The organism is Clostridium sp. (assembly GCF_050717515.1).
Taxonomy (GTDB): domain Bacteria; phylum Bacillota; class Clostridia; order Clostridiales; family Clostridiaceae; genus Clostridium_AD.
The window spans coordinates 41,779-67,492 of record NZ_JBOITL010000013.1; the positions used below are offsets into that span (position 1 = coordinate 41,779).

At 31.9% G+C, this 25,714-nt stretch carries 25 protein-coding genes; 7 read left to right on the forward strand and 18 right to left on the reverse strand.

Translation table 11 applies throughout. The features are described from left to right. Positions 1 to 25: 25 nt before the first annotated feature. The 4 genes from ACREV6_RS03500 (at position 26) to ACREV6_RS03515 (ending at position 3,707) form a co-directional block, all read left to right on the forward strand. Positions 26 to 1,048 (forward strand): metal-dependent hydrolase, encoded by a 1,023-nt coding sequence (locus tag ACREV6_RS03500; RefSeq protein WP_431576632.1) that lies wholly within the window; start codon positions 26 to 28, stop codon positions 1,046 to 1,048. An 87-nt stretch (positions 1,049 to 1,135) separates the two neighbouring features. Next, complete coding sequence (locus ACREV6_RS03505) at positions 1,136 to 1,858, forward strand: phosphatase (protein WP_431576633.1); 723 nt, start codon at positions 1,136 to 1,138, stop codon at positions 1,856 to 1,858. A gap of 188 nt (positions 1,859 to 2,046) precedes the next feature. Next, positions 2,047 to 2,964 carry a polysaccharide deacetylase family protein gene (locus ACREV6_RS03510; protein WP_431576634.1) on the forward strand — a complete coding sequence of 306 codons (918 nt, stop codon included), beginning with the start codon at positions 2,047 to 2,049 and terminating at the stop codon, positions 2,962 to 2,964. Positions 2,965 to 3,026: 62 nt separating this feature from the next. Then, positions 3,027 to 3,707 carry a tetratricopeptide repeat protein gene (locus ACREV6_RS03515; RefSeq protein ID WP_431576635.1) on the forward strand — a complete coding sequence of 227 codons (681 nt, stop codon included), beginning with the start codon at positions 3,027 to 3,029 and terminating at the stop codon, positions 3,705 to 3,707. Positions 3,708 to 3,779: 72 nt separating this feature from the next. On the opposite strand, the gene ACREV6_RS03520 is transcribed toward ACREV6_RS03515, so the two are convergent. The 13 genes from ACREV6_RS03520 to ACREV6_RS03580 all read right to left on the reverse strand — a co-directional run bounded on the left by ACREV6_RS03520 (position 3,780) and on the right by ACREV6_RS03580 (position 18,672). Beyond that, complete coding sequence (locus tag ACREV6_RS03520) at positions 3,780 to 5,351, reverse strand: serine/threonine-protein kinase (RefSeq protein WP_431576636.1); 1,572 nt, start codon at positions 5,349 to 5,351, stop codon at positions 3,780 to 3,782. 40 nt (positions 5,352 to 5,391) lie between these two features. Next, positions 5,392 to 7,428, reverse strand: a complete 2,037-nt coding sequence (locus tag ACREV6_RS03525) for an alpha-amylase family glycosyl hydrolase (protein WP_431576637.1) — start codon at positions 7,426 to 7,428, stop codon at positions 5,392 to 5,394. 177 nt (positions 7,429 to 7,605) lie between these two features. Then, positions 7,606 to 9,705 carry a sodium-translocating pyrophosphatase gene (locus tag ACREV6_RS03530; RefSeq protein ID WP_431576638.1) on the reverse strand — a complete coding sequence of 700 codons (2,100 nt, stop codon included), beginning with the start codon at positions 9,703 to 9,705 and terminating at the stop codon, positions 7,606 to 7,608. Positions 9,706 to 9,830: 125 nt separating this feature from the next. Further along, positions 9,831 to 10,514: a Crp/Fnr family transcriptional regulator gene (locus ACREV6_RS03535; RefSeq protein ID WP_431576639.1), complete on the reverse strand. Its 684-nt coding sequence runs from the start codon at positions 10,512 to 10,514 to the stop codon at positions 9,831 to 9,833. Positions 10,515 to 10,715: 201 nt separating this feature from the next. Next, entirely contained in the window at positions 10,716 to 11,138 is a 423-nt protein-coding gene (locus tag ACREV6_RS03540; RefSeq protein WP_431576640.1) for a gamma-glutamylcyclotransferase family protein, read from the reverse strand. Between the two features lie 12 nt (positions 11,139 to 11,150). Next, positions 11,151 to 11,792 (reverse strand): pyroglutamyl-peptidase I, encoded by a 642-nt coding sequence (pcp, locus tag ACREV6_RS03545; protein ID WP_431576641.1) that lies wholly within the window; start codon positions 11,790 to 11,792, stop codon positions 11,151 to 11,153. 37 nt (positions 11,793 to 11,829) lie between these two features. Next, the gene (locus ACREV6_RS03550; protein ID WP_216276944.1) at positions 11,830 to 12,786 is read right to left on the reverse strand and encodes a DUF979 domain-containing protein; all 957 of its coding nucleotides are present in this window, start codon (positions 12,784 to 12,786) and stop codon (positions 11,830 to 11,832) included. Continuing rightward, positions 12,779 to 13,483 carry a DUF969 domain-containing protein gene (locus tag ACREV6_RS03555; protein ID WP_431576801.1) on the reverse strand — a complete coding sequence of 235 codons (705 nt, stop codon included), beginning with the start codon at positions 13,481 to 13,483 and terminating at the stop codon, positions 12,779 to 12,781. Before ACREV6_RS03555 ends, ACREV6_RS03550 begins: the two co-directional genes overlap by 8 nt. 200 nt (positions 13,484 to 13,683) lie before the next feature. After that, on the reverse strand, positions 13,684 to 14,847 hold the full coding sequence (locus tag ACREV6_RS03560; RefSeq protein WP_431576642.1) for an SNIPE associated domain-containing protein: 1,164 nt from the start codon (positions 14,845 to 14,847) through the stop codon (positions 13,684 to 13,686). A gap of 33 nt (positions 14,848 to 14,880) precedes the next feature. Further along, positions 14,881 to 15,924, reverse strand: a complete 1,044-nt coding sequence (locus ACREV6_RS03565; RefSeq protein WP_431576643.1) for a threonine aldolase family protein — start codon at positions 15,922 to 15,924, stop codon at positions 14,881 to 14,883. A 157-nt stretch (positions 15,925 to 16,081) separates the two neighbouring features. Then, entirely contained in the window at positions 16,082 to 16,678 is a 597-nt protein-coding gene (gene lepB, locus ACREV6_RS03570; RefSeq protein ID WP_431576802.1) for a signal peptidase I, read from the reverse strand. Between the two features lie 38 nt (positions 16,679 to 16,716). Continuing rightward, the gene (locus ACREV6_RS03575; protein ID WP_431576644.1) at positions 16,717 to 17,223 is read right to left on the reverse strand and encodes a flavodoxin domain-containing protein; all 507 of its coding nucleotides are present in this window, start codon (positions 17,221 to 17,223) and stop codon (positions 16,717 to 16,719) included. Between the two features lie 246 nt (positions 17,224 to 17,469). Next, complete coding sequence (locus tag ACREV6_RS03580) at positions 17,470 to 18,672, reverse strand: dicarboxylate/amino acid:cation symporter (RefSeq protein WP_431576645.1); 1,203 nt, start codon at positions 18,670 to 18,672, stop codon at positions 17,470 to 17,472. Positions 18,673 to 18,977: 305 nt separating this feature from the next. On the opposite strand from ACREV6_RS03580, the gene ACREV6_RS03585 reads away from it, so the two are divergent. Next, entirely contained in the window at positions 18,978 to 19,370 is a 393-nt protein-coding gene (locus tag ACREV6_RS03585; RefSeq protein ID WP_431576646.1) for a DUF1413 domain-containing protein, read from the forward strand. Between the two features lie 114 nt (positions 19,371 to 19,484). On the opposite strand, the gene ACREV6_RS03590 is transcribed toward ACREV6_RS03585, so the two are convergent. From ACREV6_RS03590 to ACREV6_RS03610, 5 genes are all read right to left on the reverse strand, one after another. Beyond that, complete coding sequence (locus ACREV6_RS03590; RefSeq protein WP_431576647.1) at positions 19,485 to 20,201, reverse strand: ABC transporter ATP-binding protein; 717 nt, start codon at positions 20,199 to 20,201, stop codon at positions 19,485 to 19,487. Further along, on the reverse strand, positions 20,194 to 20,979 hold the full coding sequence (locus ACREV6_RS03595; RefSeq protein ID WP_431576648.1) for an ABC transporter ATP-binding protein: 786 nt from the start codon (positions 20,977 to 20,979) through the stop codon (positions 20,194 to 20,196). Before ACREV6_RS03595 ends, ACREV6_RS03590 begins: the two co-directional genes overlap by 8 nt. Continuing rightward, the gene (locus ACREV6_RS03600) at positions 20,967 to 22,031 is read right to left on the reverse strand and encodes a branched-chain amino acid ABC transporter permease (RefSeq protein WP_431576649.1); all 1,065 of its coding nucleotides are present in this window, start codon (positions 22,029 to 22,031) and stop codon (positions 20,967 to 20,969) included. Before ACREV6_RS03600 ends, ACREV6_RS03595 begins: the two co-directional genes overlap by 13 nt. Before the next feature lie 3 nt (positions 22,032 to 22,034). Beyond that, complete coding sequence (locus ACREV6_RS03605) at positions 22,035 to 22,928, reverse strand: branched-chain amino acid ABC transporter permease (RefSeq protein WP_431576650.1); 894 nt, start codon at positions 22,926 to 22,928, stop codon at positions 22,035 to 22,037. A 75-nt stretch (positions 22,929 to 23,003) separates the two neighbouring features. After that, positions 23,004 to 24,170, reverse strand: coding sequence for an ABC transporter substrate-binding protein (locus ACREV6_RS03610; RefSeq protein ID WP_431576651.1), 1,167 nt, complete (start codon positions 24,168 to 24,170; stop codon positions 23,004 to 23,006). Positions 24,171 to 24,426: 256 nt separating this feature from the next. Between ACREV6_RS03610 and ACREV6_RS03615 the strand changes: the two genes are divergently transcribed. Both ACREV6_RS03615 and ACREV6_RS03620 read left to right on the forward strand, forming a co-directional pair. Continuing rightward, a complete protein-coding gene (locus ACREV6_RS03615) occupies positions 24,427 to 24,567 on the forward strand; it encodes an LDCC motif putative metal-binding protein (RefSeq protein ID WP_431576652.1) in 141 nt (46 codons plus the stop codon). Between the two features lie 399 nt (positions 24,568 to 24,966). After that, positions 24,967 to 25,683: an SGNH/GDSL hydrolase family protein gene (locus ACREV6_RS03620; RefSeq protein ID WP_431576653.1), complete on the forward strand. Its 717-nt coding sequence runs from the start codon at positions 24,967 to 24,969 to the stop codon at positions 25,681 to 25,683. The last annotated feature ends 31 nt before the right edge of the window (positions 25,684 to 25,714 follow it).

Consider the following 25,714-nt stretch of genomic DNA (forward strand, 5'->3'; position numbering starts at 1 on the left):
CATTAAAAATGTAAGGAGACATAATATGAATGGAAAATCACATCAAAAGATAGCAATGCTATCCTATGCAATAGTCGCAACAATACCTATTGTTAATTCCATGCCAATATTCAACAATGAATATATACATATCCCCATGGGAATAAGCCTTATAGGCCTTGCAACAGCAGGGCTTGCTGGGTTAGTTGTTGATGCAGACAGTCAGCATAGTAAGATAAATCACATGAACCCACTTACAAGTGCAAGCAATAAAGTGATAAATAATTTAGAAAAAATATTAAAGTTACTGCTTAGATTATTTTTAGGGGTTGGACTTGGTGCATTGATTTTATGGTATTCAAAAACTATTATATGGGAGTTAGAAAAGATAAAATTTATAGGGGAATATGCTTATATATTTACATATTTTACATCTTTCATTTTAATAGTTTTAGGAGTAACTAATGAGAGATTTTTTAAAAAAATACCTGTAATTGGGTCAATTTATAAAAAATTATCAGCTATAATAAGTGTAGGATCCAATGATTTTATAAGAATTTCCATATTTTTAACTTATGCTGGTTCAAGCTTAATTTTAGCAATTTATAATTTTACTAACTTAAATGACTCAAATATTTATCTTATTTGTATTTTGTTAATTGGTATAGCAACTTTCCCTCATAGAACGTTTTTACACTCACTAGAGGGGGTAGCTATTTTCAACATTTCAGCCTCCTATGTATTTAACAAATTAGGCTATGAATATTTAACAGGATGTTTTTTTGTTGGGTATATAAGTCATATTTATTGGGCTGATATATTTACAAAAGAAGGGGTCCCAATACTTTCAATGCCAAGATTTATTGCAGTATTATTAAAAAAATTAGGCTTCCATAATAATCTTGTTCAATTTCTAGAAAAAATAGGTAAGTTAAAGCTTAAATTACCACCACATATTACCACAGGTTCTGATGTGGGTAATTTATTTGAAGTAATATATATTTTACTTTTATTTTTAGTAGTTGTAATAGGTTTCACTGTTTATGGTGGAGAATTTAGGGTTATTTAAATAAAACATAACAAAGTTTTACCCATAAGCCCCAATTTTGGTATACAATTAGAGATAAACAAATGAAAAAGTGAGAGGAGCGATTTTATGAAATTTGTTGCGGATTTACATACCCATACTGTAGTTAGTGGCCATGCATATAGTACACTAATGGAAAATGCAAAATATGCTAGTGAGATAGGTCTCCAGATATTAGGGGTTACAGATCATGGTCCTAATATGCCAGGTTCTCCTGATCTTTGGTATTTTGGAAATTTTAAAGTCCTACCAAAAGAATTGTATGGCGTTAAAATGCTTTACGGTTGTGAAGCTAATATAATTGATTATGAAGGTAATCTTGATCTACCAGTAGACTTGCAAAAAGGTCTTGACATAATGATAGTAAGCATGCATGAACCACTTATGGAAGGTGGAAAGAGTGCGGATTTAAACACAGTCACTATTTTAAAAGCTATGGACAATCCAAATGTTAATATTTTAGGACATATGGGAAATCCAAAATTTCCTATACACGAAGAAGAAATAGTAAAAAAAGCAAAAGAAAAAAATATACTAATAGAATTAAATAATAGTTCTTTTGTAACTTCAAGAATAGGCAGTGATGTTAATTGCACTAAAATAGTAAGGCTTTGCAAAAAATTAGGTGTAAAAATTATTGTAAATAGTGATGCTCATTTCTGTTTTTCTATAGGAAATTTTAGTGTTGCAGAAAAAGTACTTAAAGACATTGATATGCCTGAAAAACTTATTATTAATACAAATAGAGCAATGTTAATTGAATATCTTCGCGAAAAAGGAAAAAATGTATAAGCCGTTAATATGCATTGCCTCAGGTGATGATTTAAGGGCAAAAATAAGGAGTACATATCAATTTAATCTATGTACTCCTTATTTTAGTTTACCTGTAAATACATTTTACTTTATTAAATGTGAATATATTGGTATTATGTAAGTATATCTAAATAACTATAAAAATAAATAACAAAATGGAGAGTATTATGAAATTAAGTAAAAAACCACTTATAATAATTATAATAGCAACTTTTATATTGTTAATAGGTCTAACTTATGGTGTTAATCGGTTAAGAACTTCTAGTGAAACCAATATTACAACTGCAGTAAATGCTACAAAAACACCTACAGTAATTAGCGAACAAATAAATCCAGCACCTCAACCCCCAAACAATTTGACTGTGAATGATAGTTTAAACATTGAAGAAAAAACTTATAAATCAACAAAAGCATTTCAAGTAAATAATAGTAAAATACCAATACTTATGTATCATTCTATTAGTTATGAAAAAGGGAATTCCCTAAGGGTTTCTAAGGAAAACTTCAAAATGCAAATGAAATATCTTAAAGCTAATAATTATACAACCTTAACTGTAGATGAACTCTATAGCTATATGAAAACAGGTAAAATGGTACCTAAAAAGCCCATAATTATAACTTTTGATGATGGCTATAAAGATAACTACACCAATGCATATCCTATATTAAAAGAATTAGGATTAAAAGCCACTGTGTTTGTAATTACTGATACCATAGATGTTGAGAAAAATTTTTTAACCTCCAAAGAAATTAAATCCATGGATTCAAGCAATCTGAGAGTAGAAAGTCACACAGCCTCTCATGAGCATTTAGATAAGATATCCTATAGTAATAATATAAAAACAATGAAGTCTTCAAAAGCTAAATTAGAAAAAATATTAAACAGAAAAATAAATTATATAGCATATCCTTACGGTGGATATACTGAAGGCACAATAAAAGCTGCAAAAGAATCCGGTTATACGTTAGCTTTTTCAACAGATATGAGTTGGATAAATAAAAACAATAATATCTATTCATTGGGCAGAATCTTTGTTAATGCAAATTTAAGTTTTGATAAGTTTAAAGCAAAATTGAATCCATAGAATTTATTTATAGGGCGCTAAGTGTCAACTTAAAACCCTATAATAAGAGAATAGGTGAAAATATGAAATCACAATGGTTTAAATTAAAAGTATTAATTTTTATTATTATATCAGGCATTGTATTTAATACTGCAATTAAAAATATTAATGAAATAAACAATAATACAATCCAACCAAACAATAAAACGGAAGTAACCACTATTAAAAGTGAAGAAATAAAAAAGAATAAATTACAAAAGGTAAACCATAAACAAGAGAATTTAGAAAAGAAATGGAAAATAGGATATGATGAGTTTTTCGAAAAAAAGTATGTGCAATCTATTGAAACCGAAAGACAAGTAATTAAAGAAGACCCCAACTTTTATAAAGCATATGCTGTTGAAGGCATTGCACTAGCTTACAGCGGAAATTTCAAAAATGGTATAGAGCAAATTGATCGTGCTTTAAAACTAAAACCTGACTATGGTTATGCCCGATTTAATAAAGCCCTAGCTAATGAATTATATGGACATTATGATGACGCTATCAAATGGTATAAAAGTGCTTTAGAAGTAGAAACATTCGAATGGAGCTATTATGGTCTAGCCAGTATCTATGGAAGAAAAGGCGATATTAAGAATACTATAAAATATCTGAAACTAGCCATTGATATTAACACAAATATTAAAAATGCAGCAAAAAATGAAGAGGATTTTGATAATGTGAAAGAAAGTATAGAATTTAAAGAATTAATAAAAAAATAAAAAGGCCCCTCGGTTAGTGTATTATTTTCAAAAATATTTATGCCATATACATTATGTATATGGCATAAATTATTATGTTTTTTTAACATCTACAGATAAATTTATATCTTTTTTTACAGCAGAGCTTAAAACTGTTTTCAATATATAAGAACCTTCTTTAATATCCATTTCTTTAAAGTATAGCTTAATTTCCTGTTTGCCAGAGCTTTGTGGAATTAGCATCATAGTGGTTGAACTCTGATTGTAACTTTTTGTAGCTTCATTTTTATCATTTACTAAATAAGTTTTGCTTATATCTAATCTTTGTGTAGCAGCTGCTATATTTTCAATATTTAAAGTAACTATAACATCATCCTTTATAACCAGAATGCTAGTTAGTGAAACCGATATTTTTGAGTTGGAAATAGCTGCAGCAGGATTTAAATTGTATTGCACAAGTTGATTTTCATCTTTATCTTTATCTTTATCTTTATCTTTGTTCCTGCCTTTGTCCTTACCTTTTCCATTGCTACTAGGTTCAGAACTTAACATCATAGGATTTTTCATATCTAAAATCCCCTTAACAATGGTGTCCTTTTCCACAACTTCAGCAGCTGGTTCTACCTTTGGCTTAGTTGCTTCAGTTGTTTTAGGAGCTGCTACTTGAGTTGTTTTAGGCGAAGCTTTTGCTTCAGAAGCATTTTTACCCGCTACTTTATTATTCATTAACCAGGCTAAAATAACAACAAAAGCTATTATACAAGCAAGCACCGCTAATATAATTAGCTTAGTTTTCTTCCCAATCTTTTTACCCTCTACCAAAAGCGCTTTTGTAGCCTCAGTAGGAGATGTATTGGAATTCATAAACATTGTTTTTTCATTTTCACCCTCAACTATATTAGCATTAAGCTCAGATTGTATCTCTGATACATCGTTATAACGGTTTTTAGCATCTAAAGCTGAAGCCTTTTTAATAACACTAATTAAACTCTTATCATCATCCAACCCATAATTTTTCTCGAAAATAAGCTCCGAAGGCAAGTTTATGGATTTACCTGTAAGCATAAAAAACATAGTGGCTCCAAGAGAATAAATATCCGTTTGAGCGTTGGACTGGGCATTTACAAGCTGTTCTGGTGCTATGTATCCCATAGAACCTAAAATCATAGTGTCTCCTTCTTGATTTTCCTTGTATGTCCGTGCTATTCCAAAGTCGATAAGAACTACCTTGTTGTTAGTTTTTATCATTATGTTAGTAGGCTTTAAATCTCTATATATAATTGGTGGATTAAAACTATGAAGATAACCTAATATACTGCAAAGTTGCAGTGATATATCTGTTACAATTTCTGACGAGAGAGCACCATTTGCATCTACGTGCTCCTTTAAAGTCTTTCCTTCAATATAGTCCTCCACAATGTATAAATTATCATCTTCATAAAAGATATCAATAATTCGTACAATTCCTATGTGACTTAAATTCTTAAGTAAATTAGGCTCAGCCAGAAAATCTATTTTGTCTTTCCACTGACCGTTTACCTCCTTAACCGCCCATAAGTTTCCTAGCCTATTATTCTTGCAGAGATATACTGTCCCCATACCGCCTCGTCCTAAGACCTTTATTATTTCGTATTTTTCATCTAGTATTCGTCCCGGATTTAACATGTTCTCTCCTCCAATGTGAAAAACTCATCTATAAAATATATTATAAGTATTTCCCCTCTTTCTTTAGTACCAGCACAGTTCTACTAGGTGAGTATATTATAACCCCAGTTTTATTTTCCTTATGCTTCAATGTTTCTGCACCGTAAATGTAATCCCTTGCAATTCTACCTTGCCCACCAAATATTTTTTCATCACTATTAAAAACAATTTTATATTTACCTATTTCACCAGTAGGTAGTTCATATTCTGAGAAAGATTCGCAATGGTTAAAATTAAATAAAAATATTAAACCACCTTTTCTGAAAGCAAGCAGTTTCTGCTGCTCATCAGTCCAAAGGTTTTGTAAATCACAAGCGCTTAAAACATTATAGGTTTTCACTAAATTCAACATTTCTCTATCAAAATTTGATAAATATTCATATTTAAGCTCTTTATTTTCCATTAGACTCCATTGTCTTCTCGCATAATGATAACTCCAATTGTTACCTTCTCTCGGGAAGTCAATCCATTCTGGGTGACCAAATTCATTACCCATGAAATTCAAATAGCCTTCACCGCCTAAAATTATGGTAATGAATCTAATAAGTTTATGAAGTTCTACTGCTCTACTTATTATTAAATTATCATCATTTTTTGACATATGAGTATACATTTCCTTGTCCCCTAGACGGAACATTAAGGTCTTATCACCTACAAGTGCTTGATCATGCGATTCAGAATAACCTATATTCTTCTCACCAGGTCTTCTACTAGTTAACTCATACCATAGCTTACTCATACTCCATTTTTCATCTGGCAACTCTTTAAGCATTTTTACCCAAAGATCAGGTACTCCCATAGACAACCTATAATCAAAACCCAAACCACCAACCTCTACTGGCAAACACATTCCAGGCATACCGCTCATATCCTCTGCAATAGTTATTGCATTAGGTTTCACTTGTCTTATTAAATCGTTCGCAAATTGAAGGTAAGTAATTGCTTCTATATCCGTATCCATACTAAAGTATTTACTGTAATTTGTAAAGGCTACAGAAAGCCCATGATGGTGATATAACATGGAAGAAACACCATCAAATCTATAACCGTCAAAATGATACTCCTCCAGCCAAAACTTAATATTTGACAAAAGAAAGTGAATAACCTCTGGTTTCCCATAATTAAAAAGTTTTGTACCCCAAGCTGAATGATTTCCTAAAGCGCCAGTATTAAAGAATTGATAATCTGTTCCGTCAAACTCATTAATACCCTCTGCTATATTTTTAATTGAATGGGAATGCACTAAATCAAGCAATACGGAAATACCCATACCATGGGCAGTATTAATTAATACTTTAAGCTCTTCAGGGGTTCCAAACCAGGAAGAAACAGCAAAAAAATTAGATACCTGATAACCAAATGAGGCATAATAAGGGTGTTGCATTACTGCCATAAGCTGCACTGTATTATAGCCCGCAGCTTTTATCCTTGGAAGCGTAATTTCTGTAAATTCACTAAAAGTACCCATACCTTCTTTTTCCTGTGCCATGCCTACATGAGACTCATATATAAATAACGGCTTCTTATTATCAACATGAAATTCACTATCCTGCCACTTAAATTCATTATCTGGTTTCCAAATTTGCCCTACAAAATCGTGAGTAACAGGGTTTTGCACCGTACGCTTAATGTAAAGCGGAATTCTATCTCTTGATACATTTTTTGCAACTATCCTTACCTTAACACAGGACATATGTTTTAATGCATGTACCCCCGGCAAAAAAATCTCCCAATTTCCATTTTCTTTTTTTTGTAATGGGTGTGTTTTGGGATTCCAATAATTAAAATCTCCAATTAGATAAAGAGCATCAGCTCCCGGAGCCCATTCTCTATAAATCCATCCATCTTGTACTAGATGAAACCCATAAAATAAGTCTCCACTGGCAAAAGACTGGAAGGTTTGATTATTAGAAAGCAATTTTTCTTTGTAACAAGTATAATTTGACCCTCTTAGTTGAATATCTTTTTTAAAGGGTCTGAGATATGGATCAATATCCATTATTTCCATATATTTGTTTTTATTTTCATTATCATTCATAAAAAAAAATCCTTTCATATTCGTAATTATTGATATACAAAACATTTTATAACTCATTATATCTAATTCGACTAAATATTTTCAATACCTTTGTTCTTATATTAAATTAATAAAAACAAATAGTTTTTAATTTTAAAAACGGTTCCCTAAATTAATAGGGAGCCGCTTTTTATTCACTTAAAATATTGAGAATTTCAAAATAAATGCTGCAAATACTATAGATACCATTGAAAGTAACTTAATCAATATATTTATTGCTGGACCTGAGGTATCCTTAAATGGGTCTCCCACAGTGTCACCAACAACGGCTGCTTTATGACAAGCTGATCCTTTTCCGCCAAAGTTCCCAGCTTCGATATGCTTTTTGGCATTATCCCAAGCTCCACCAGAATTTGCCATCATAACTGCAAGTACAAAGCCTGTTACAGTTGCTCCTGCCAGGAGTCCTGCCACACCATTTACACCTAAAAGTAGCCCAACTGCTATTGGAATAACAATAGCCAGTAGTGCTGGCATAATCATTTCCTTTTGAGCTGCTTTTGTACAGATATCAACGCAGGTTGCATAGTCAGCTTCTGCGCTACCTTCCATAAGTCCCAATATTTCTTTAAATTGTCTTCTAACTTCTACCACTATAAGTTGTGCTGTTTTGCCTACTGCATCCATGGTTAATGCTGCAAATACAAAAGGCACCATTCCACCTATAAATAACCCTATAAGAACCTGAGGATTTAATATTGATAAGTTAAAAACAAAATCCAAATTTTCTTTTTTTACAATAATTTCAACTTGATCTCTATAAGCTGCTATTAGCGCAAGAGCTGTTAGCGCTGCGGAACCTATAGCAAAGCCTTTGCCTGTAGCTGCTGTAGTATTTCCTAAAGAATCAAGAGCATCTGTTCTTTCTCGTACTATAGGCTTCTGATGAGTCATTTCTGCAATACCACCAGCGTTATCTGCTACAGGACCATAAGCATCCGTAGCTAATGTTATACCTAGTGTACTAAGCATACCTACTGCAGCTATTCCCACACCATATAAGCCCATATTATAATCTACTGACCCTCCAGCAAAATAAAAACTAGCGGCTATTGCCATGGCTACTATTATAACAGGAAGGAAAGTAGACATCATTCCAAGGGATAGACCACCTATTATAACAGTGGCTGCACCAGTAGTTGTTGTTTCAGCTAGCTTTTTAGTAGGCGTGTACGTATCTGATGTAAAGTACTCTGTACAAAAGCCAATTAAATTCCCTGCTATAAGCCCACTTAATATGGCAAGATAAACTCCTATGTGCTCCCATCCAAGTACATTCCAAACTAAGAAGAAGGTTAGTATTGCAATTATTGCAGAACTTACATAGACCCCTCGCCTAAGAGCTGCTAAAAGACCTTTTTGCTCAGTTTTCTCCCCTGATTTAACAAAGAAGGTTCCAATAATAGATGCAACTACACCAATTGACGCTATAGTCATAGGAATTGTTACACCTTTAACTCCTAGTCCAGCTGCTACAGCAAGGGCAGCAGTGGATACTATTGACCCAACATAGGATTCGTAAAGATCCGCACCCATACCAGCTACGTCACCAACATTGTCTCCAACATTATCAGCTATAACTGCAGGATTTCTTGGGTCATCCTCTGGAATTCCTGCTTCAAGTTTACCAACAAGATCTGCGCCTACGTCTGCGGCTTTAGTGAAAATACCTCCACCGACGCGTGCAAATAATGCCATTGAGCTAGCTCCCATTCCAAAGGTAATCATTGCACTAGTTATATTTTGAATTCTCGCTGCCTCGCCTAAATTTCTATAGAAAAAATCCAATAAATAATACCAAATGCTAATATCAAGAAGTCCAAGACCTACAACAGTAAGCCCCATTACTGCACCACTTGAAAAAGCAACCTTTAAAGCACTGTTAAGACTTTTTCCAGCTGCATGTGTAGTTCTAACATTTGCACGGGTGGCAATTTTCATTCCTATAAAGCCTGAAAGACCTGAAAAAAAGCCTCCACTTATAAATGCAAAAGGTACAAAAGGGGTAAGCAACCCAAATGCTGCAAGTATTCCTAGGATTACAAACATAACTGCAAAGAAAAGAGCTACTCCTGTGTACTGCCTTTTTAAATAGGCATCTGCACCTTCTCTAATAGCAGCCGCAATCTTTTTCATTTGCTCCGTTCCTTCATCTTCTTTCAATACTTTATATGTAAGATATCCAGCAAAAGCAAGTGCTAATATGGAACAAATTGGGGCTAAAATCAATAAATTCATAATAACTGCCTCCTAAATATTTTATTAGTTATATATCTATTTCGACTAAGCATTAACAATTCCTTTCTTTTCAAATAAAAAAAAACTTTAATAAGTTTCTTTTTAAGATTGTTCCTTTACTTTCTTTACTCTTCAACAACAAGTTCAATATATGTTTTTAACACCTCTGGTTTATTGATTATAATTTTTTTAGCATCATAACATATAACTCCATCTTTCAAAAAATCATTTAAACATCTAGTAACTGTTATTCTTGAACAACCTATGATATTTGATAGTTCCTCATGGGTAAGCATACGATTCAATGTAACAAATCCTTCACTATCTACCTCTGCTGTAGAAGATAACCTTAATAGTGCGTCCGCAAGTTGCCCCCTCGCATCATTAAAAATTTTATTAGTAAGCTGAAGCATAACAATTCTAAACTTTCTTGTCATACTATGCATAAAATATCTATAAATTTGTGGTTTCAAGCTTAGTTCTCTTTCTAAGACCTCATGGCTTATAATTGAGATTTCTACATATTCCTTTGCCGTTGAAACAATGGAATCCATGCCTCCACAAAAATAAATCATTTCACCTACTATTTCTCCACTTCGAATAAAATACAAGATTTTTTCATGCCCATTTAAGCTAATAACACTTTGTGTTACAACACCTTTTAACACAATTCCTACCTGAAGTTCAGAATCCAAATTTAATAATTCATTTTTATTATATTTATTTATTTGACCAAGCTTACTGAGAGTATTCAAAAAATAATCTCGCATTATCGCTTGTCGATCAGACTCAAAAAACTTCTCATACATGGATTTCCTCCTAAATATATACTATAATAAGATTTTGCTATCTCTATCTCTAATCTTTTGAAAACATATAAATTTCTAATATGATTTTATTATATCATTAAAATTTTGTTTCATTGTTTTTTATATTTTTATAAATAGTTAATATATAAAAAAATGAACCATCCCTATATAAATATATAGAAATAGTTCATTTATATTGTTTTATTTGTTGGATTTCTCCATAAAGTTTCTCCAATTGCCCTCTGGCAAATAGATTTCTTTTGATAATTCCAATTCATCTTTACAATTATACATATATACATAAGCTAACTCCTTAGATTTTCCTGGTAATACCTCTACTTCAATTAGAGTTTTATTATACATATTATCAGAATTTCCATCTCCGAAATAACCTTCAAGTTCATCTAATCTTGCCACTGTCCTCTCCCAATCATATAGTTCAAAGATTTCACCATATATAAAATCATTTCCCCTTATCATGGCAGGATATCCTTTGTTTTTCAAGTGATATAGTTTACCCAGCACTTTTCCATAGTTCATTTTTTCTACTTTTAAAGCCAAATACTTATTATAATTATAAAAGTTTTCTAATAAACTTCCATAAACGAAAATCTTTTTATTCAAATTGAATATTCATTAGCATATAGTACCAAGCACAGCTTTTATATCTTCTTTATTTTCAACTGCTGCTTTTATTGCTAACGTTAACCCCTGTGTGATTTTCTCAAGCTCCATATACGGAGTATTAGCCTTACTCATTACTTGTGCTGGAATAAATGGAACATGGATAAAAGTACCTCTTACTGCTGGGTATTTCGTATGAATTAAATGAAGTAATCCATACATTATATGATTGCATACAAATGTACCTGCGCTATTAGAAAGAGAGGCTGGAATACCGCCTTTTCGAATCTCTTCTACCATTGCTTTAATAGGAAGATTTGAAAAATAAGCATTTTCTCCTCCTTCAAAAATTTCTTTATCAATAAATTGATTTCCCTCATTATCTGGAATCCTTGCATCATCTACATTAATTGAAACTCTTTCTATAGTTAAATCAAATCTACCACCAGCTTGACCAACACAAATCACTATGTCTGGATTTTCTTTAATTATTGCCTTTTCAAGTTCAGTAATAGATTTATTAAACACTGTTGGTATTTCAAGCTTCACAATTTCAGCACCTGCAATTACATCCTCTAATTTTCTTACTGCTTCAAAGGATGGATTAATCTTTTCCCCTCCAAAGGGATCAAATCCTGTTATTAATACTTTCATGTTATCACCTCATTAGTTATTTTTTTATACACTTTTATTAAAATGCCCAGAAATACATTAATCCTATATGAATAACAAGCATAGTTAATGCAACTGGTGCTTGGTATTTTATTACTCCATATTTTGTATCTTCAATTTCAAGTATTGCTGTTGGAACAATATTAAAGTTGGCTGCCATTGGAGTTAAAAGAGTTCCACAGAATCCTGCAGTGAGTCCTAGCGCTGCAACTATTGCAGGATTTCCTCCTTGAGCTATTACAAAGGGAACTCCAATCCCAGCTGTAATAACTGCAAATGCAGCGAACCCATTGCCCATTATTGCGGTAAATAAAGCCATGCCAACACAGTATGCAATAACCCCAGCTAATATATTTCCTTGTGGTATAATTGTTTTTATTCCATTTGCTACTACATCACCAACGCCGGCTGCAGCAAACACAGCACCTAATGCTGCTAACAGCTGTGGAAGCATACTAACTGGTCCAACCATTTCTAATAATCTTCTTCCATCATCTGCGATTTCCGCAGGTTTGCCCTTTGTCATAAGGATAGCCCATAAAGTTGCAATTAATGTTGCAAGTCCTAGTGCTACTAGCGATCCCAATTGGACTGTAAATACTTGTGCAATAGCAAATGTGAATATTGCTAAAGCTAGAGCTGGCAAGAAAATCTTATTACCTATTTTTTGAGACATCTTCTGCTTAAATTCTTTAGTAGATTCATTAAAACTACCAATTTTAACTTTTTTAATTGCTGAAAGAACAGCAAGTCCAATAACTAAATATCCAATGAATAGGTCTGGAATTCTAAAAGATTTATTACCCCACAAATCACCTATTCTACTGAATACAAATATAAATCCAAGAATACCCCAAAATAAAGATGTTGGAATTTTAGATTGATGTTTTTTATCTTTAAGAGTAAAATACACAGTTATAAAACAAATTAGGCCACAAAAGGTATAAAGAAGTTCGGTCAATGTAGTTTTAAGCATCAAATCCACCCCCTTTTGTAGATTTGCTATTTTTATTTACATTATATTTTTTATCGAACTTTTTATCGTAATAGAAAAATTGAATACTACCAATTAACATAATAATAATTGCAATTGGTAACGATGCCTTTGCTATATCAATTGCCTCAACAGTATATTTTAATTCTTTTAAAACACCAACAATCAAAAGAACACCACCGGAAGCTACAAAAAAATTCTGTCCAAAAAAGTTACCGTAATTTTCAACAGCAGCTTCTAACCCTTTTATCGTTTGAGAATCCTCTTTATCAATAACTTTGTATCTAGCTTCTGCAGCACCCTCAGCCATTGGTAGAATTAAAGGTCTTATGAACTGAACATGTCCACCTAATCTTATTCCAAACATAGCTGCAAGAGTTCTAATGATCAAATAAAGAGAAGTTAATTTTCCAACAGTTACAGATTTTATTTTACCTATAAGATATGCAGCTCTTTCTCGAAGACCATATCTTTCTAGTAGACCTATTACAGGTAAAGAAATTATAAACACCGACATATACCTATTTTCAACAAATGCTCGACCCAAAATTTCCACTACTTTGTTAAAAGGTATACCAGATACTAGTCCAGTAGTTATTCCTGCTACAACTACTACTGCAATAGTATCCTTCTTCCACATAAACCCTATTACAATGATCAAGATACCGATTAGTTTAATCATAAAAATACCCCCTTATAATAAAATATGTATATTTATAATATATCAGAATTTTTCATTATTTGATGTAGCCCAGGCTACAAAATATCATTTATTTTTTATTCAAGCGGTCATCAGCATTTTTCATGACATAATAGAAAAACGCCCTTGTAATTTTATATTACAAAGGCGTTTTTCTTTAACCAACAAATTAAGCTGCATTATTTAATTCTACTTTGCTCTTCCTTTTCTTCCTGCTGCTTTAGTTTATATTCATAAGTAACGTAAAGTTCTTCTAGTTTGGTATTAAGATATTTAGGGACTATTTTAACTTGTGTTAAATTAGAAAACTTATTTAAATCTTCGAAGAATATTTTAATTCTATTTTCTATTACTTCTATATTACTAAATTTCACCTTATCAATAATAGAGTCGCACTCGTCATTAAAAATCCTAAGGACTAGTTTAATCATATCCTCTGTCATATCATCAACTACTTCATTACCTTCTTTTATGCTGCCATTGACAATCCATTGCTTAAATTCTATAGCTTCTTTGGATTTAACCATAGATCTTTGCTTTTCTCTAAGATCCTGAAGCATTGTAGCACCTTTTATTGAATTCATTAAATTATATTCAGGCTTATAAACCCCATAACTTTGCATTAGAATATCATCATCTAAAGTTATAATTTCAGACTTTAAGCTATCTACAGATGTTTTAACATTATTATATTCCAAATTAATTTCGTCAATAGATTTTATTTTACTGACTATTAAAACTTCATATTCATTCACTTTCAGCTTATGTTCCTCTGCCTTTTGTTTAGTTAACTCTTCATATTCACTGTTTTTTCTTTCAATAAATTCATTATATTCTGTACTTTTTTCTTGCATTTCTTTGCCTTTTAATTCAATTAAATTATCATATTCTTGACTTTTGGTTCCAATTAAGTCATCGTATTCTGCTTTTTTATCTTCCAGTTCTTTACCCTTTACTTGCATTAAACTATTATATTCTTCACTTTTGGTTGTTATTAAATCATCATATTCCGCACTTTTGTCTTCAAAATCCTTAGCCTTTAGACGGATCAAATTATCATATTCATTTGATTTCTCTTCAAATTCTTTGGTTTGATATACAGCTTGGCTCTTATATTCCCTATTTAATTCTTCTATGGCTTTTGTTTTTGTTTCAATTAGCTTATCATATTCTTCAATCTCCAACTCAAGTTCTTTAGTTTTAGCTAAAACTTGGCTCATTCCGAGTTGTGTTGGAGTTAGTTTTATATATCTCAAATTTTTATTTTCCTCGATTAATTTCTCAATCTCGGATTTATATTGTTGCGCGTTTAATGCATCCTTAATAGATGTAAGTATTGCCATTGAAAAACCTCCTTATTTCATTAACAACTTACATTATACCACATAAAATTCATTCATAAATATGGTAATATCATCTATAAATGACTTAATAGCCTCTTCTGCTGTAGCCCAAGAAGTTACTAACCGAATAGCAGAATTATCCTCATCAATTTTTTGCCATATATAAAAGGAATACTTTTCCTTAAGCTTTTCGATTATTTTATTGGGAAGTATTGGAAATATTTGATTTGTTGGTGAATCTATTAAAAACTCATATCCACATTTACTAATTCCTGTTTTTAATAGCTGCGCCATATCATTTGCATGTTTTGCCAAATCAAAAAAAATATTCTCTTTAAATAGCTCCAAAAACTGTATACCAATTAGCCTTCCCTTTGCAAGTAATCCACCCTTTTGCTTAATATGAAATCTAAAATCTTCTTTAAGCGACTCTCTGCAAATAACAAGAGCTTCTCCCATTAATGCACCATTTTTAGTTCCGCCTATATAAAAAGCATCCGTTAGCTTTGGCAAATCTGAAAGCTCAACATCATTCCCTTTTGAGCATATTGCGCAGCCTAGTCTAGCACCATCAAGGTATAAAATCATATTGTTAGATTTGCAACACCCACTTAAATCCTTTAATTCTTGTTTGTTATATACAGACCCTATTTCTGTTGGGTTTGAAATGTAAACCATCTTAGGCTTTACCATATGCTCATCAGTGTGCTCTTCAAGTACCATTTTTATATGAATAGGCTTAAGTTTTCCATCATCTACTTTTATAGAAATAACTTTATGACCAGTTGCTTCAATAGCACCAGTCTCATGAACTAATACATGACCAGTACTGGCTGAAATGACAGCCTCATGTGGTCTTAAAAACGCAGAAATTGCAGTAAGGTTTGTTTGAGTTCCACCACAAAACATATGTATATCAACCTCATTACACTTCAATTTATCCTTTAGTAATGTAATAGCAGCTAAAGAATATTTATCTTCCCCATATCCCTCCGTCTGCTCCATATTTGATTCCATTAGTGCTTTCAATATATTGGGATGAGCTCCTTCACTATAATCATTTTTAAAACTATACATCAGCTTAATGCTCCTTTCATTATGTAACTATTTATTTCTCCATTTTTTTAATTATTTTAATCTATGTAGCTTACCATTTTATTATACAACTTTTAATTATTAAACAGCATAAAAAATACTATTCTATCAACAGAATAGTATTTTTCACTTCAGGATTTTATTTAATAGTTCCTATTTTATTAAAGGGAAAAACTCTAAATACTGCTTTACCTTCAATTTGATTATAATTGATTACCCCAAATTCTCTGCTATCTTTACTAACAGGTCTGTTATCACCCAATACAAATAATTTATTTACAGGCACCTTAATTGGGAAATTAAGTTCAGCACTAAAAGTTTCACCTTTTACATATGGTTCATTAAGTTTTTCACCATTTACAAAAACATATCCATCTTTTATGTTGACTTCATCCCCAGGAATGCCAATTACTCTTTTTACCAATCTTTTATCATTGTCAGTATTTGTAAATATCGACTTTATATTATTTACAAATATTACAGTATCATCAATAATAGTTCCTCTCTGCCCATTTTCAAGAAATATAATGATATCTCCTCTATTAGGCCTCACAAAGTTATAACTGAGCTTATCTACTATTAATTGCTGACTGCTATATAATGTATTTTCCATAGAGTTTTGTTGTACTTGAACCTTTGCAAAAACTTTACTATTAATAAGTGAGGCTATAAGAAATGCTCCTAAAATAGGGAAAATCCAGTTTCTAATTTCTTTTATTATTTTTTTCTTTTTAATCATATTTATCCCTCCAACTTTCAAAATTTAATTAAAGACTATTTGTTATTCATTAATTGCGCAAATCTATTAATGTTATCTTCATGTATATTTAAAACATCTTTATTAATATTTACTTTAACAGCATTCTTCTCTTTTTTAGATACCATCTTAATTATAAATTTTTCAAAAAAATTCATTTTACTAAATGTGAAGCCTCCTCCAAAATGTTCTTTAGCTATAGCCCTAGACATTAATTCATTTGGCATACTATCATTCAACTGCGATATTGCTTTTTCCCCTTCACTCATACAACATACAAAAACGCCTATTTTTTTATTTTCTAAAGTATTAGCATTTTTGAAACAAAATTCTCTTATTTCCTTTTGAATTCTTCCTGCATAGATTGAGCCACCAATAACAATGTTATCAAATGAATTCAAATCAGGAATTATGTCCTTTTTTATATTTGCAATAACAACTTCCCCATGGAGCTTATTTTTTAAAGCTTTACTACAACTCTCAGTAGCACCATGTTTAGAAGCATAAACAATAAGTGTTTTCATAAATTTTCACTCCTTTTATATAATAATACACAGATCATGTACAATAACATTTTTTAATATGCTTATATTTCCAAATACTATTGTCTATTATATTCTTTATTATTAGCAAAAAGTCCTGCTAAGTTATACAATGAATTTTCAATTTTGTTGATTCTAATATGATATTAATATTAAGCAAAAGAAAACTACCTTGCTTTTTTAGCAGGATAGTCTTCTTTTTTTAATGTATGCAATTATATATAACCTTTAAGCAACAACATTCTCTTCTTTTACATTTCCATTTTTTTGTTCAAAAAGCTTATGCCCTGTTATTTTATTTATTAATATTGCAATGGCTCCATCACCAGTTATGTTACAAGCAGTACCAAAACTATCTTGAGCTAAGTATAGAGCAATCATAAGGGATGTTAATTGCTCATTAAACCCAAGCATACTTTGAAGTAGTCCAAGTGCTGCCATAACAGCTCCACCAGGAACCCCAGGCGCAGCTACCATTGTAACGCCTAAGGCTAGGATAAATCCAAAGAAAGTTCCGAAACTATAATTCATGCCATTTAACATCATTATTGCAAGGGAGCAACTAACTAGTGTTATTGTACTACCGGAAAGATGTATAGTTGCACAAAGTGGTACTACAAAGTCTGCTACTCCATCATTTACTCCATTTTTTTTAGCTTGAGCGAGAGTAACTGGAATAGTTGCTGCAGATGATTGAGTTCCTATAGCTGTTAAATATGCAGGAATCATTGTCTTAATTAATTTAAATGGATTAGCACCAGCTATCATTCCAGCAATTAAATATTGAAGTACAATTACTGTAAAGTGAATTATAAGCACTAAAATAAATACTTTTGAGAATACTTTTAATATAGAAGCAACTTGACCAGCATAAGTCATGTTTGCAAAAGTACCCATAATGTATATAGGAAGTAATGGAATTACTATGCCAGTAATTAGTTTAGTTATAATATCTTGGAATTCCTTCATAACACTCTTTATGGCAGTAGATTTTATTACAGCAATTCCTATACCTAGTGTAAAGGCCATAACTAACGCCGTCATTACATCCATTAGAGGTGGTATTTTAATATTAATAAATGCTTTAGCTAACTCGCCTTTACCAAAACCTGCTCCTAGTGATCCAGGTTTTAAAAATATTGGAAGAATAGTAACGTTTGCAAAATATGCCAATGATCCAGCAATTACAGTAGAACCATAAGCTAATCCTGCTGTTATAGCTAGAATTTTACCAGCTCCAGTGCCAAGATCACCTATACCCGGTGCTACGAACCCTATAATTATAAGGGGTATAGCGAACCCTAAAAATTGACCAAATAATCCATTGAATGTTGCGAAAAGCCTTATCCCTGTTTCTGGAAGTATATTTCCTAAAAAGATACCTAAGATTATAGCTATAATAAGTCTAGGAAGTAATCCTATTTTTTTCATTTGTACTCCTCCTTATATAATTTAGTTATAAATATAAAAAAAGCAATGTCTTTTAGATGGTATGAATACGTTTTCTTTCAGGCATTTAACGTACAATATAATGTAATTATAAATGTCTATATAAAAATAACGTTACCAAAGGTTATGCAACCTGTAATAACATTATATAACCCCGAGAAGGTTTTATCAATGTTTGTAAACACAATATTCGCTTATTATGGTGGGATATCTTTAGTATTCTCCATATATTTCATGGTTGCGTACCCTTTTACAATATACTATAATAGTTGAAGAGGTGATTCAAAATGCAGGAATTTAATGTACGTATACGCCTAACTGAGGATGAGTTAAAATTGTTAGAACATATAAAAAAAACAAAGGGCTATATGGGCATAGGCCAATACTTAACTGATATTATTAGAAATGAAATTAAAAATATTAGTGATGATGAAAAAAACATAATATTAAAAGATAATCTTACTGAAGATGATATATTGAATTTAATTAGGGTGAACATAAATACCATTAGTGGTAAGTTCCAATTTGCAGACCTCTTAACGGACTTTTGGAGTAATGTCTCCTTATCTCAAAGGAAGAAGATTGGTAAGCTTTTTAGACGTATGGTAGATGATAATGAATTCCTAGGCGTCACCTTTTTAGGTCCAAATTCTTCAGGCATTGCCATATACAAGAAGTAAGTACCACCCAGATGACAATTGGCACGATGTTGTGCCTTGTCCACCTGTCGCTGCAGTATTAAAAAGCAAGTAGATATACTCCACTTGCTTTTTAACTTTACTCTAATTTTATGTTTATGCATGTACACTTTCCCCTAAATAAGCCTTCTTTACATCTTCATTACACAATAACTCTTTTCCAGTTCCTTTAATGATAATTCTCCCAGTTTCTATAACATATCCGGTGTCTGCTATATGCAAAGCGGCATTGGCATTTTGTTCGATTAAAAGTATTGTCACACCTTGCTTATTAATCTCTTTAATAATATTAAAAACATCTTTAATAATTAAAGGTGCCAGCCCTAATGAAGGTTCATCCATCATGAGTAACTTTGGCCTGGACATTAACGCTCTTCCAATTGCTAGCATTTGCTGCTCTCCACCAGATAATGTTCCTGCTTGTTGCCAGGTTCTTTCTTTAAGGCGTGGAAAAAGAGTATATACTCGGTCCATGTCTTCCTTAATTCCCTTTTCATCTTTTCTTGAAAATGCACCTAATTTTAGGTTTTCAAGCACCGTAAGGTCTGCAAAAACCCTTCTGCCCTCTGGAACCAAAGTGATTCCATGCCGAACTATATTTTGAGGTTTAATCAGCATTAAATCTTTATATTCATATTGAATTGTCCCACTTTTAGGTTTCACAAGTCCTACAATAGACCGAAGCATGGTACTTTTTCCAGCGCCATTGGCACCAACTAAGGTAACAATTTTACCTTCATCAACCTGTATACTTGCTCCTCTTAAAGCTTCAATTCCACCATAAGAAACTACTAAATTATCAATTTTAAGCATTTTCTTCACTCACCCCCAAATATGCTTGTATTACTCTTTCATTATTTTGAATATCATAAGGGGTTCCTTCTGCTATAGTAACTCCATAGTCAAGAACGTAGATTCTATCCGATATTCCCATTACAACCTGCATATGGTGTTCTATCATAAATATGGTTAAATCAAACTCCTCCCTAATTTGTTTAATAAATAGTGTTAAATCTTCTGACTCCTTTGTATTCATTCCTGCTGCTGGCTCATCTAAAAGCAAAACTTTGGGGCTCGTAGCCAGGGCTCTAGCTATTTCCAAGCGTCGCTGCTTTCCGTAAGGCAGTGAATGTGCCTTTTCGTCTTTTAAGTCTAATAATCCTACTTTTTTAAGCAAGCTCAGAGACTTTTCCATCATTCCATTTTCTTCTTTTCTATACCACGGAAGTCTAAAAATAGCATCCATGAAATTCGATCTAATATTCAAATGATTTCCAATTAGAACATTATCCAGCACCGATAGATCCTTAAACAATCTTATATTTTGAAAGGTTCTTGCAATCCCCGTTTTAGTAATTAAATCTGGTCTTACTCCTGTAATATCCTTATTATTAAAATAAATTTTTCCTGAGGTTGGTTTGTACACACCAGTAACCATATTAAAGGCTGTAGTTTTTCCAGCACCATTGGGTCCGATTAATGCCACAATTTCACCACTATTTAAGCAAAGATTAAAGTCCTTTACTGCAGTAAGTCCTCCAAACTGCATCACTACATTTTCTATTCTTAATACTGTAGTTACTTTTGACATGTTTCATCGCCTCCTTTTGCAGGCGTTTTTTTGCTAAACTTATTAAATATTTTGTCAAAGCTAAACTCATTTGTGCCCATAAGACCATTCCTAAAAAAAATCACCACCATTATTAATAATGCTGAAAATACTACCATCCTAAGGCCATGTATCCCCTGAAAAGATATAAATCCGAAATCCATCTTTTCATCAAGAAACCGAAGAGCCTCTCCTGCAATTGTTACAAGGAAAGCAGAAATAATGCTTCCTGTAATACTGCCCATACCTCCAAGTACTATAATAAGAAGTATATTAAAAGTTAAGATAAACCTAAACATATTTGGATCTATTGTTCCGAGCAAATTCCCTAAAAGTCCTCCACCTATGCCAGCAAAAAATGCTCCAATTGTAAAGGCCAATACCTTATGTTTAAATAAATTGATTCCCATACTTTCTGCTGCTACCTCATCTTCTCGTATTGCTTTTAAAGCTCTTCCATAGGAGCTATTTATAAGAAGCGTAATTATTGCAACCGTAACCGCAGCCGTTCCAAAAGTCCACCATATATTTGTGGTATCTGGAATTCCTTTTAAGCCTAAGGCTCCATTTGTCAATGTTTGTGTATTTGTAAAGACAACTCTTATAATTTCTGCAAAACCTAAAGTAGCTATTGCCAAATAATCCCCTTTTAATCTAAGCACCGGGGTTGCAATTAAATATCCCACAAAAGCTGAAACAAGTCCTGCTATAATCAGTGCTGGGAAAAATGGCAAGGTTAAGTTTGCTAAAGGTTTAATGATAGGTGCCAAGAAAAAATTTTGAGCTTTCATATCTGCAGACATTGTTAAGATTGCTGTAACGTATGCCCCTACAGCCATAAACCCAGCATGTCCAAGGGAAAATAATCCTGTAAAACCATTCACCAAATTCATACTTAGTGCAAGGATTACATAAATAGCACATAAATTTAATATCCTTGTGTTATATGCATCTAAATTCCTATCTATAAAAAATAATACTATTATTAAAATTATTATAGAAATTATTGTTAAAATTAAATTTCTCTTTTTCACATCCTACACCTTCTCCGATATTTTTTCGCCCATTATACCTGTTGGTTTAAGTAAGAGTATAAGAATAAGCAATATGAACGCAAATGCATCTCTATATCCTGATAAATTCCCGAAAAATGCAACCAGCATAATTTCACCAATGCCTAAAATAAAACCTCCAATAACAGCACCTTTAATATTTCCTATTCCTCCTATAACCGCCGCTATAAAGCATTTTAAGCCTGGCATGACACCCATAAGTGGTAAAATCGACGGAAACTTTAAAGCCCATAGTAATGCCCCAATTGCTGCAAGCATAGATCCTATTCCAAAGGTAAAAGAAATTGTTTTATTTACATCTATACCCATAAGTCCCGCTGTTTCATAATCCTTGGAAACAGCTCTCATTGCCATTCCATTCTTTGTATGATTAATTAAATACAATAGTAAAAATAAAAGAATAAGTGTAACTACAGGAATGACAAAAGTCAATCTCTGTACAGATACATTACCAATTTGAACCATTTTATCGAAAATTTCTGGAGTTGGAAAGGGTTTTGGGATTCCTCCAAACAATACAACTGCTACATTTTCCAAAAGAAAAGAGGCACCAATAGCAGAAATCATGATTGAAATTTTGGGTGCACCACGAAGAGGTCTATATGCAGTTTTTTCAATTAACATTCCTAGTGTTCCCGTCAAAATTATTGCTATTAAAAAAGAAAAATACCAAGGTAACATGAAGCTAGTTACTCCATAAAAAGCAAAGTATGTTGCCATCATAAAAATATCACCATGCGCAAAGTTAATCAGTCTTAATATTCCATAAACCATTGTATATCCAATTGCAATAAGTGCATACAAACTCCCAAGAGAAATCCCGTTAGTAAGATGTTGCAAAAAAGTATCTAAGTTCATAGGTCATCCCCCTTATTACTCATTATTAAAAGCAATACGCTTCCCACCATGGTCTGGAAGCGTATAATTTTGCTACTATTTAGGTTCTATTACTTCTTTAAATGTAAATTTTCCATCTTTAACCTCTTTAATTACAGCACTCTTTACTGCATCTCTATTTTCATCAAAATTAATAACTCCAGCTGCACCTTGGAAGTCTTTACTCCTTGCAAGTTCATCTCTTAATTTAACTGAGTCAGCAGAACCTGCTCTCTTAATCCCATCTAAAAGTATGATATAGGCATCATAACCAAGTGCTGTTACTGCTGCCGGTTCTTTTCCACCATATTCTTTTCTATACTCTGTTAGGAATTTTTCTGACTCTTTTGTAATTGGTTTTTCGGTAGCAAAGAATGTTGAGAATGTTGCTCCTTCTACAGCTTCTTTTCCTATTGTTAAAAATGCAGGTGTTTCCCAAGTATCTCCTCCGATAAATGGTGCTGTTATTCCTAATTGCTTTGCTTGTTTTATTACTAATGCAGATTCAGTAAAGTTACCTGGTGCAAAAATAACATCAGGATTCTTAGCTTTTAAGTTTGTAAGTTGTGCTGTGAAATCTTGATCTCCAGTATTGTAGTTTGTTACCGCAACAATGGAATCTGGATCTCCTGTTAATTTCTTGAAGGAATCTGTAAAATATTTTGCAAGTCCAATTGCATAATCATTGGATACTTCTTGAACAATTGCAACCTTTTTCGCTTTTAATGTGCTATAAGCATAATTTGCCATAACAGTTCCTTGGAAAGGATCTATAAAACACACTCTAAAATAGTAATCGTTACCCTTTGTAACAAGTGGATTAGTACAAGAAGTTCCCATGGTTGGAATCTGTGCTTTTTTAATTATATCTCCAGCTGCCATGGAAAGTGAACTTCCCCAACTTCCAATTATTGCTGTAACCTTCTCTTTTGTAACCAATCTTGAAGCTGCATTGGCTGCTTCCACTTTATCTGACTTATTATCTACAATTACAAGTTCAACTTTCTTTCCTAGTACCTCTGGATATAGCTTATTTGCTAGCTTTATTCCTTCAATTTCTAGTGCTCCACCACCTGCATTGGCTCCAGTTAGTGGTTCAAAAACTCCAATTTTAATTACATCACTATCCGTTGCAACCTTATCTATTGTTTTTTTTCCACAACCACTTAACCCCATTGAGGCTATCATAAGAGTCATAAGCATAATTGATATTTTCTTCTTCACTTTTTACCCCCTTACTTTTTATTGATAGTGTTAACACTTCCTTTTCAAGAGTATCCCACTTTTATTTTCTTGGCTGTATAACTAGGTTACTTATTTTCTCAATTCTATTAATATAAATTTTATGCATTGATATGCAATTATATGCCTGTATTGTTAATTAATATAATAATATATCTTTATACTTTCTTCATATAATAGTGTTAAAGTAAATTTATATATAATGGTTATATATAAATTTACTTTAATGGAGGTTCTAATGAAGTCTTTAAAGCAATGGTTCGATAAATTTATTAAAGACATGGGAAAAGCCAACGAAGAAAGTTTTGGTGATAAAAAATTAGGTTGCTGTGGATTAAACTCTAACAATCAAAAAAAATCTAATAAACAAAAAAACTAAAACCCCATTGCAGGGTTTTAGTTTTTTGACATATTACTCAATATTATTTTTGATACACTCTATTTAGAATATTTCGGATAAAATATAACCCATAGTATGCAGCATACTAAAAATGTTTTAAACAAATACCCAAATGGAATGCTTGTAACTCTTATCATAATAGATGCCACCCACATGGCGAGTGGCATCTATGTTGTATATTATCCGCATTTTTGCAAAATAATATTGGTGATAATATTTCTAGGATATCTTGCTGATAATAATATTACTTATTTGTTACCTAGTTTTGATAACTACGTATTGCGTCTTTAATAATTATGTGGTATATTGTTAATATACATTAAATGAATTATACAAAAAAATTACTAGTCTTAATATTGAATTTTATGGAGGCAAATTATGAAAATAAAAGATAGTTATACTCTTATAGCATTTGGTGATTCTATTACCAAGGGAATTATTTACGACGAAGAAAGATCTAAATATGCAACTTTAAAAGAAAACTTTACAAACATCATTGGAAATAAAATAAAAGGGCAAGTATACAATGCAGGTAAATTTGGAAGCACCATTATGAGGGGTGTTAGTAAGATGTATAATGATGTCATAAAAAAATCACCTGATATAGTTTTAATAGAGTTTGGTGGTAATGATTGTGACTATAATTGGGCTGATATTGCTAAAAACCCTGAGGAGGAATACAAACCAAATACTGATATTTCAACTTATCGTGAAACACTATGTGCAATGATAGATACATTAAAAGTTAATCACATATTACCTGTACTTATGACACTACCACCACTAGATCCTCTAAAATACTTCAAATGGATTACAAAAGAAGATTCTCTTGCTGAGCAAAACATCTTACAATGGCTAGGTACAAAGGATAGACTATTCAACTGGCATAGTTCATATAATAAAATCATTACAGAGGTAGCTAATGAAACTAATACTATGCTTATAGATATAAGAACAGAGTTTTTAAAATACAGCAATTACAGTCAGTTTTTATGTAAAGATGGTATACATCCAAATATTGATGGTCAATCATTAATAGCAAATGTTATATTAAAATTTATAAGTGATAACTATAATTTTTTATTACAAACATAATTAAATAAGGCTATGTTACCATTAAAATAAT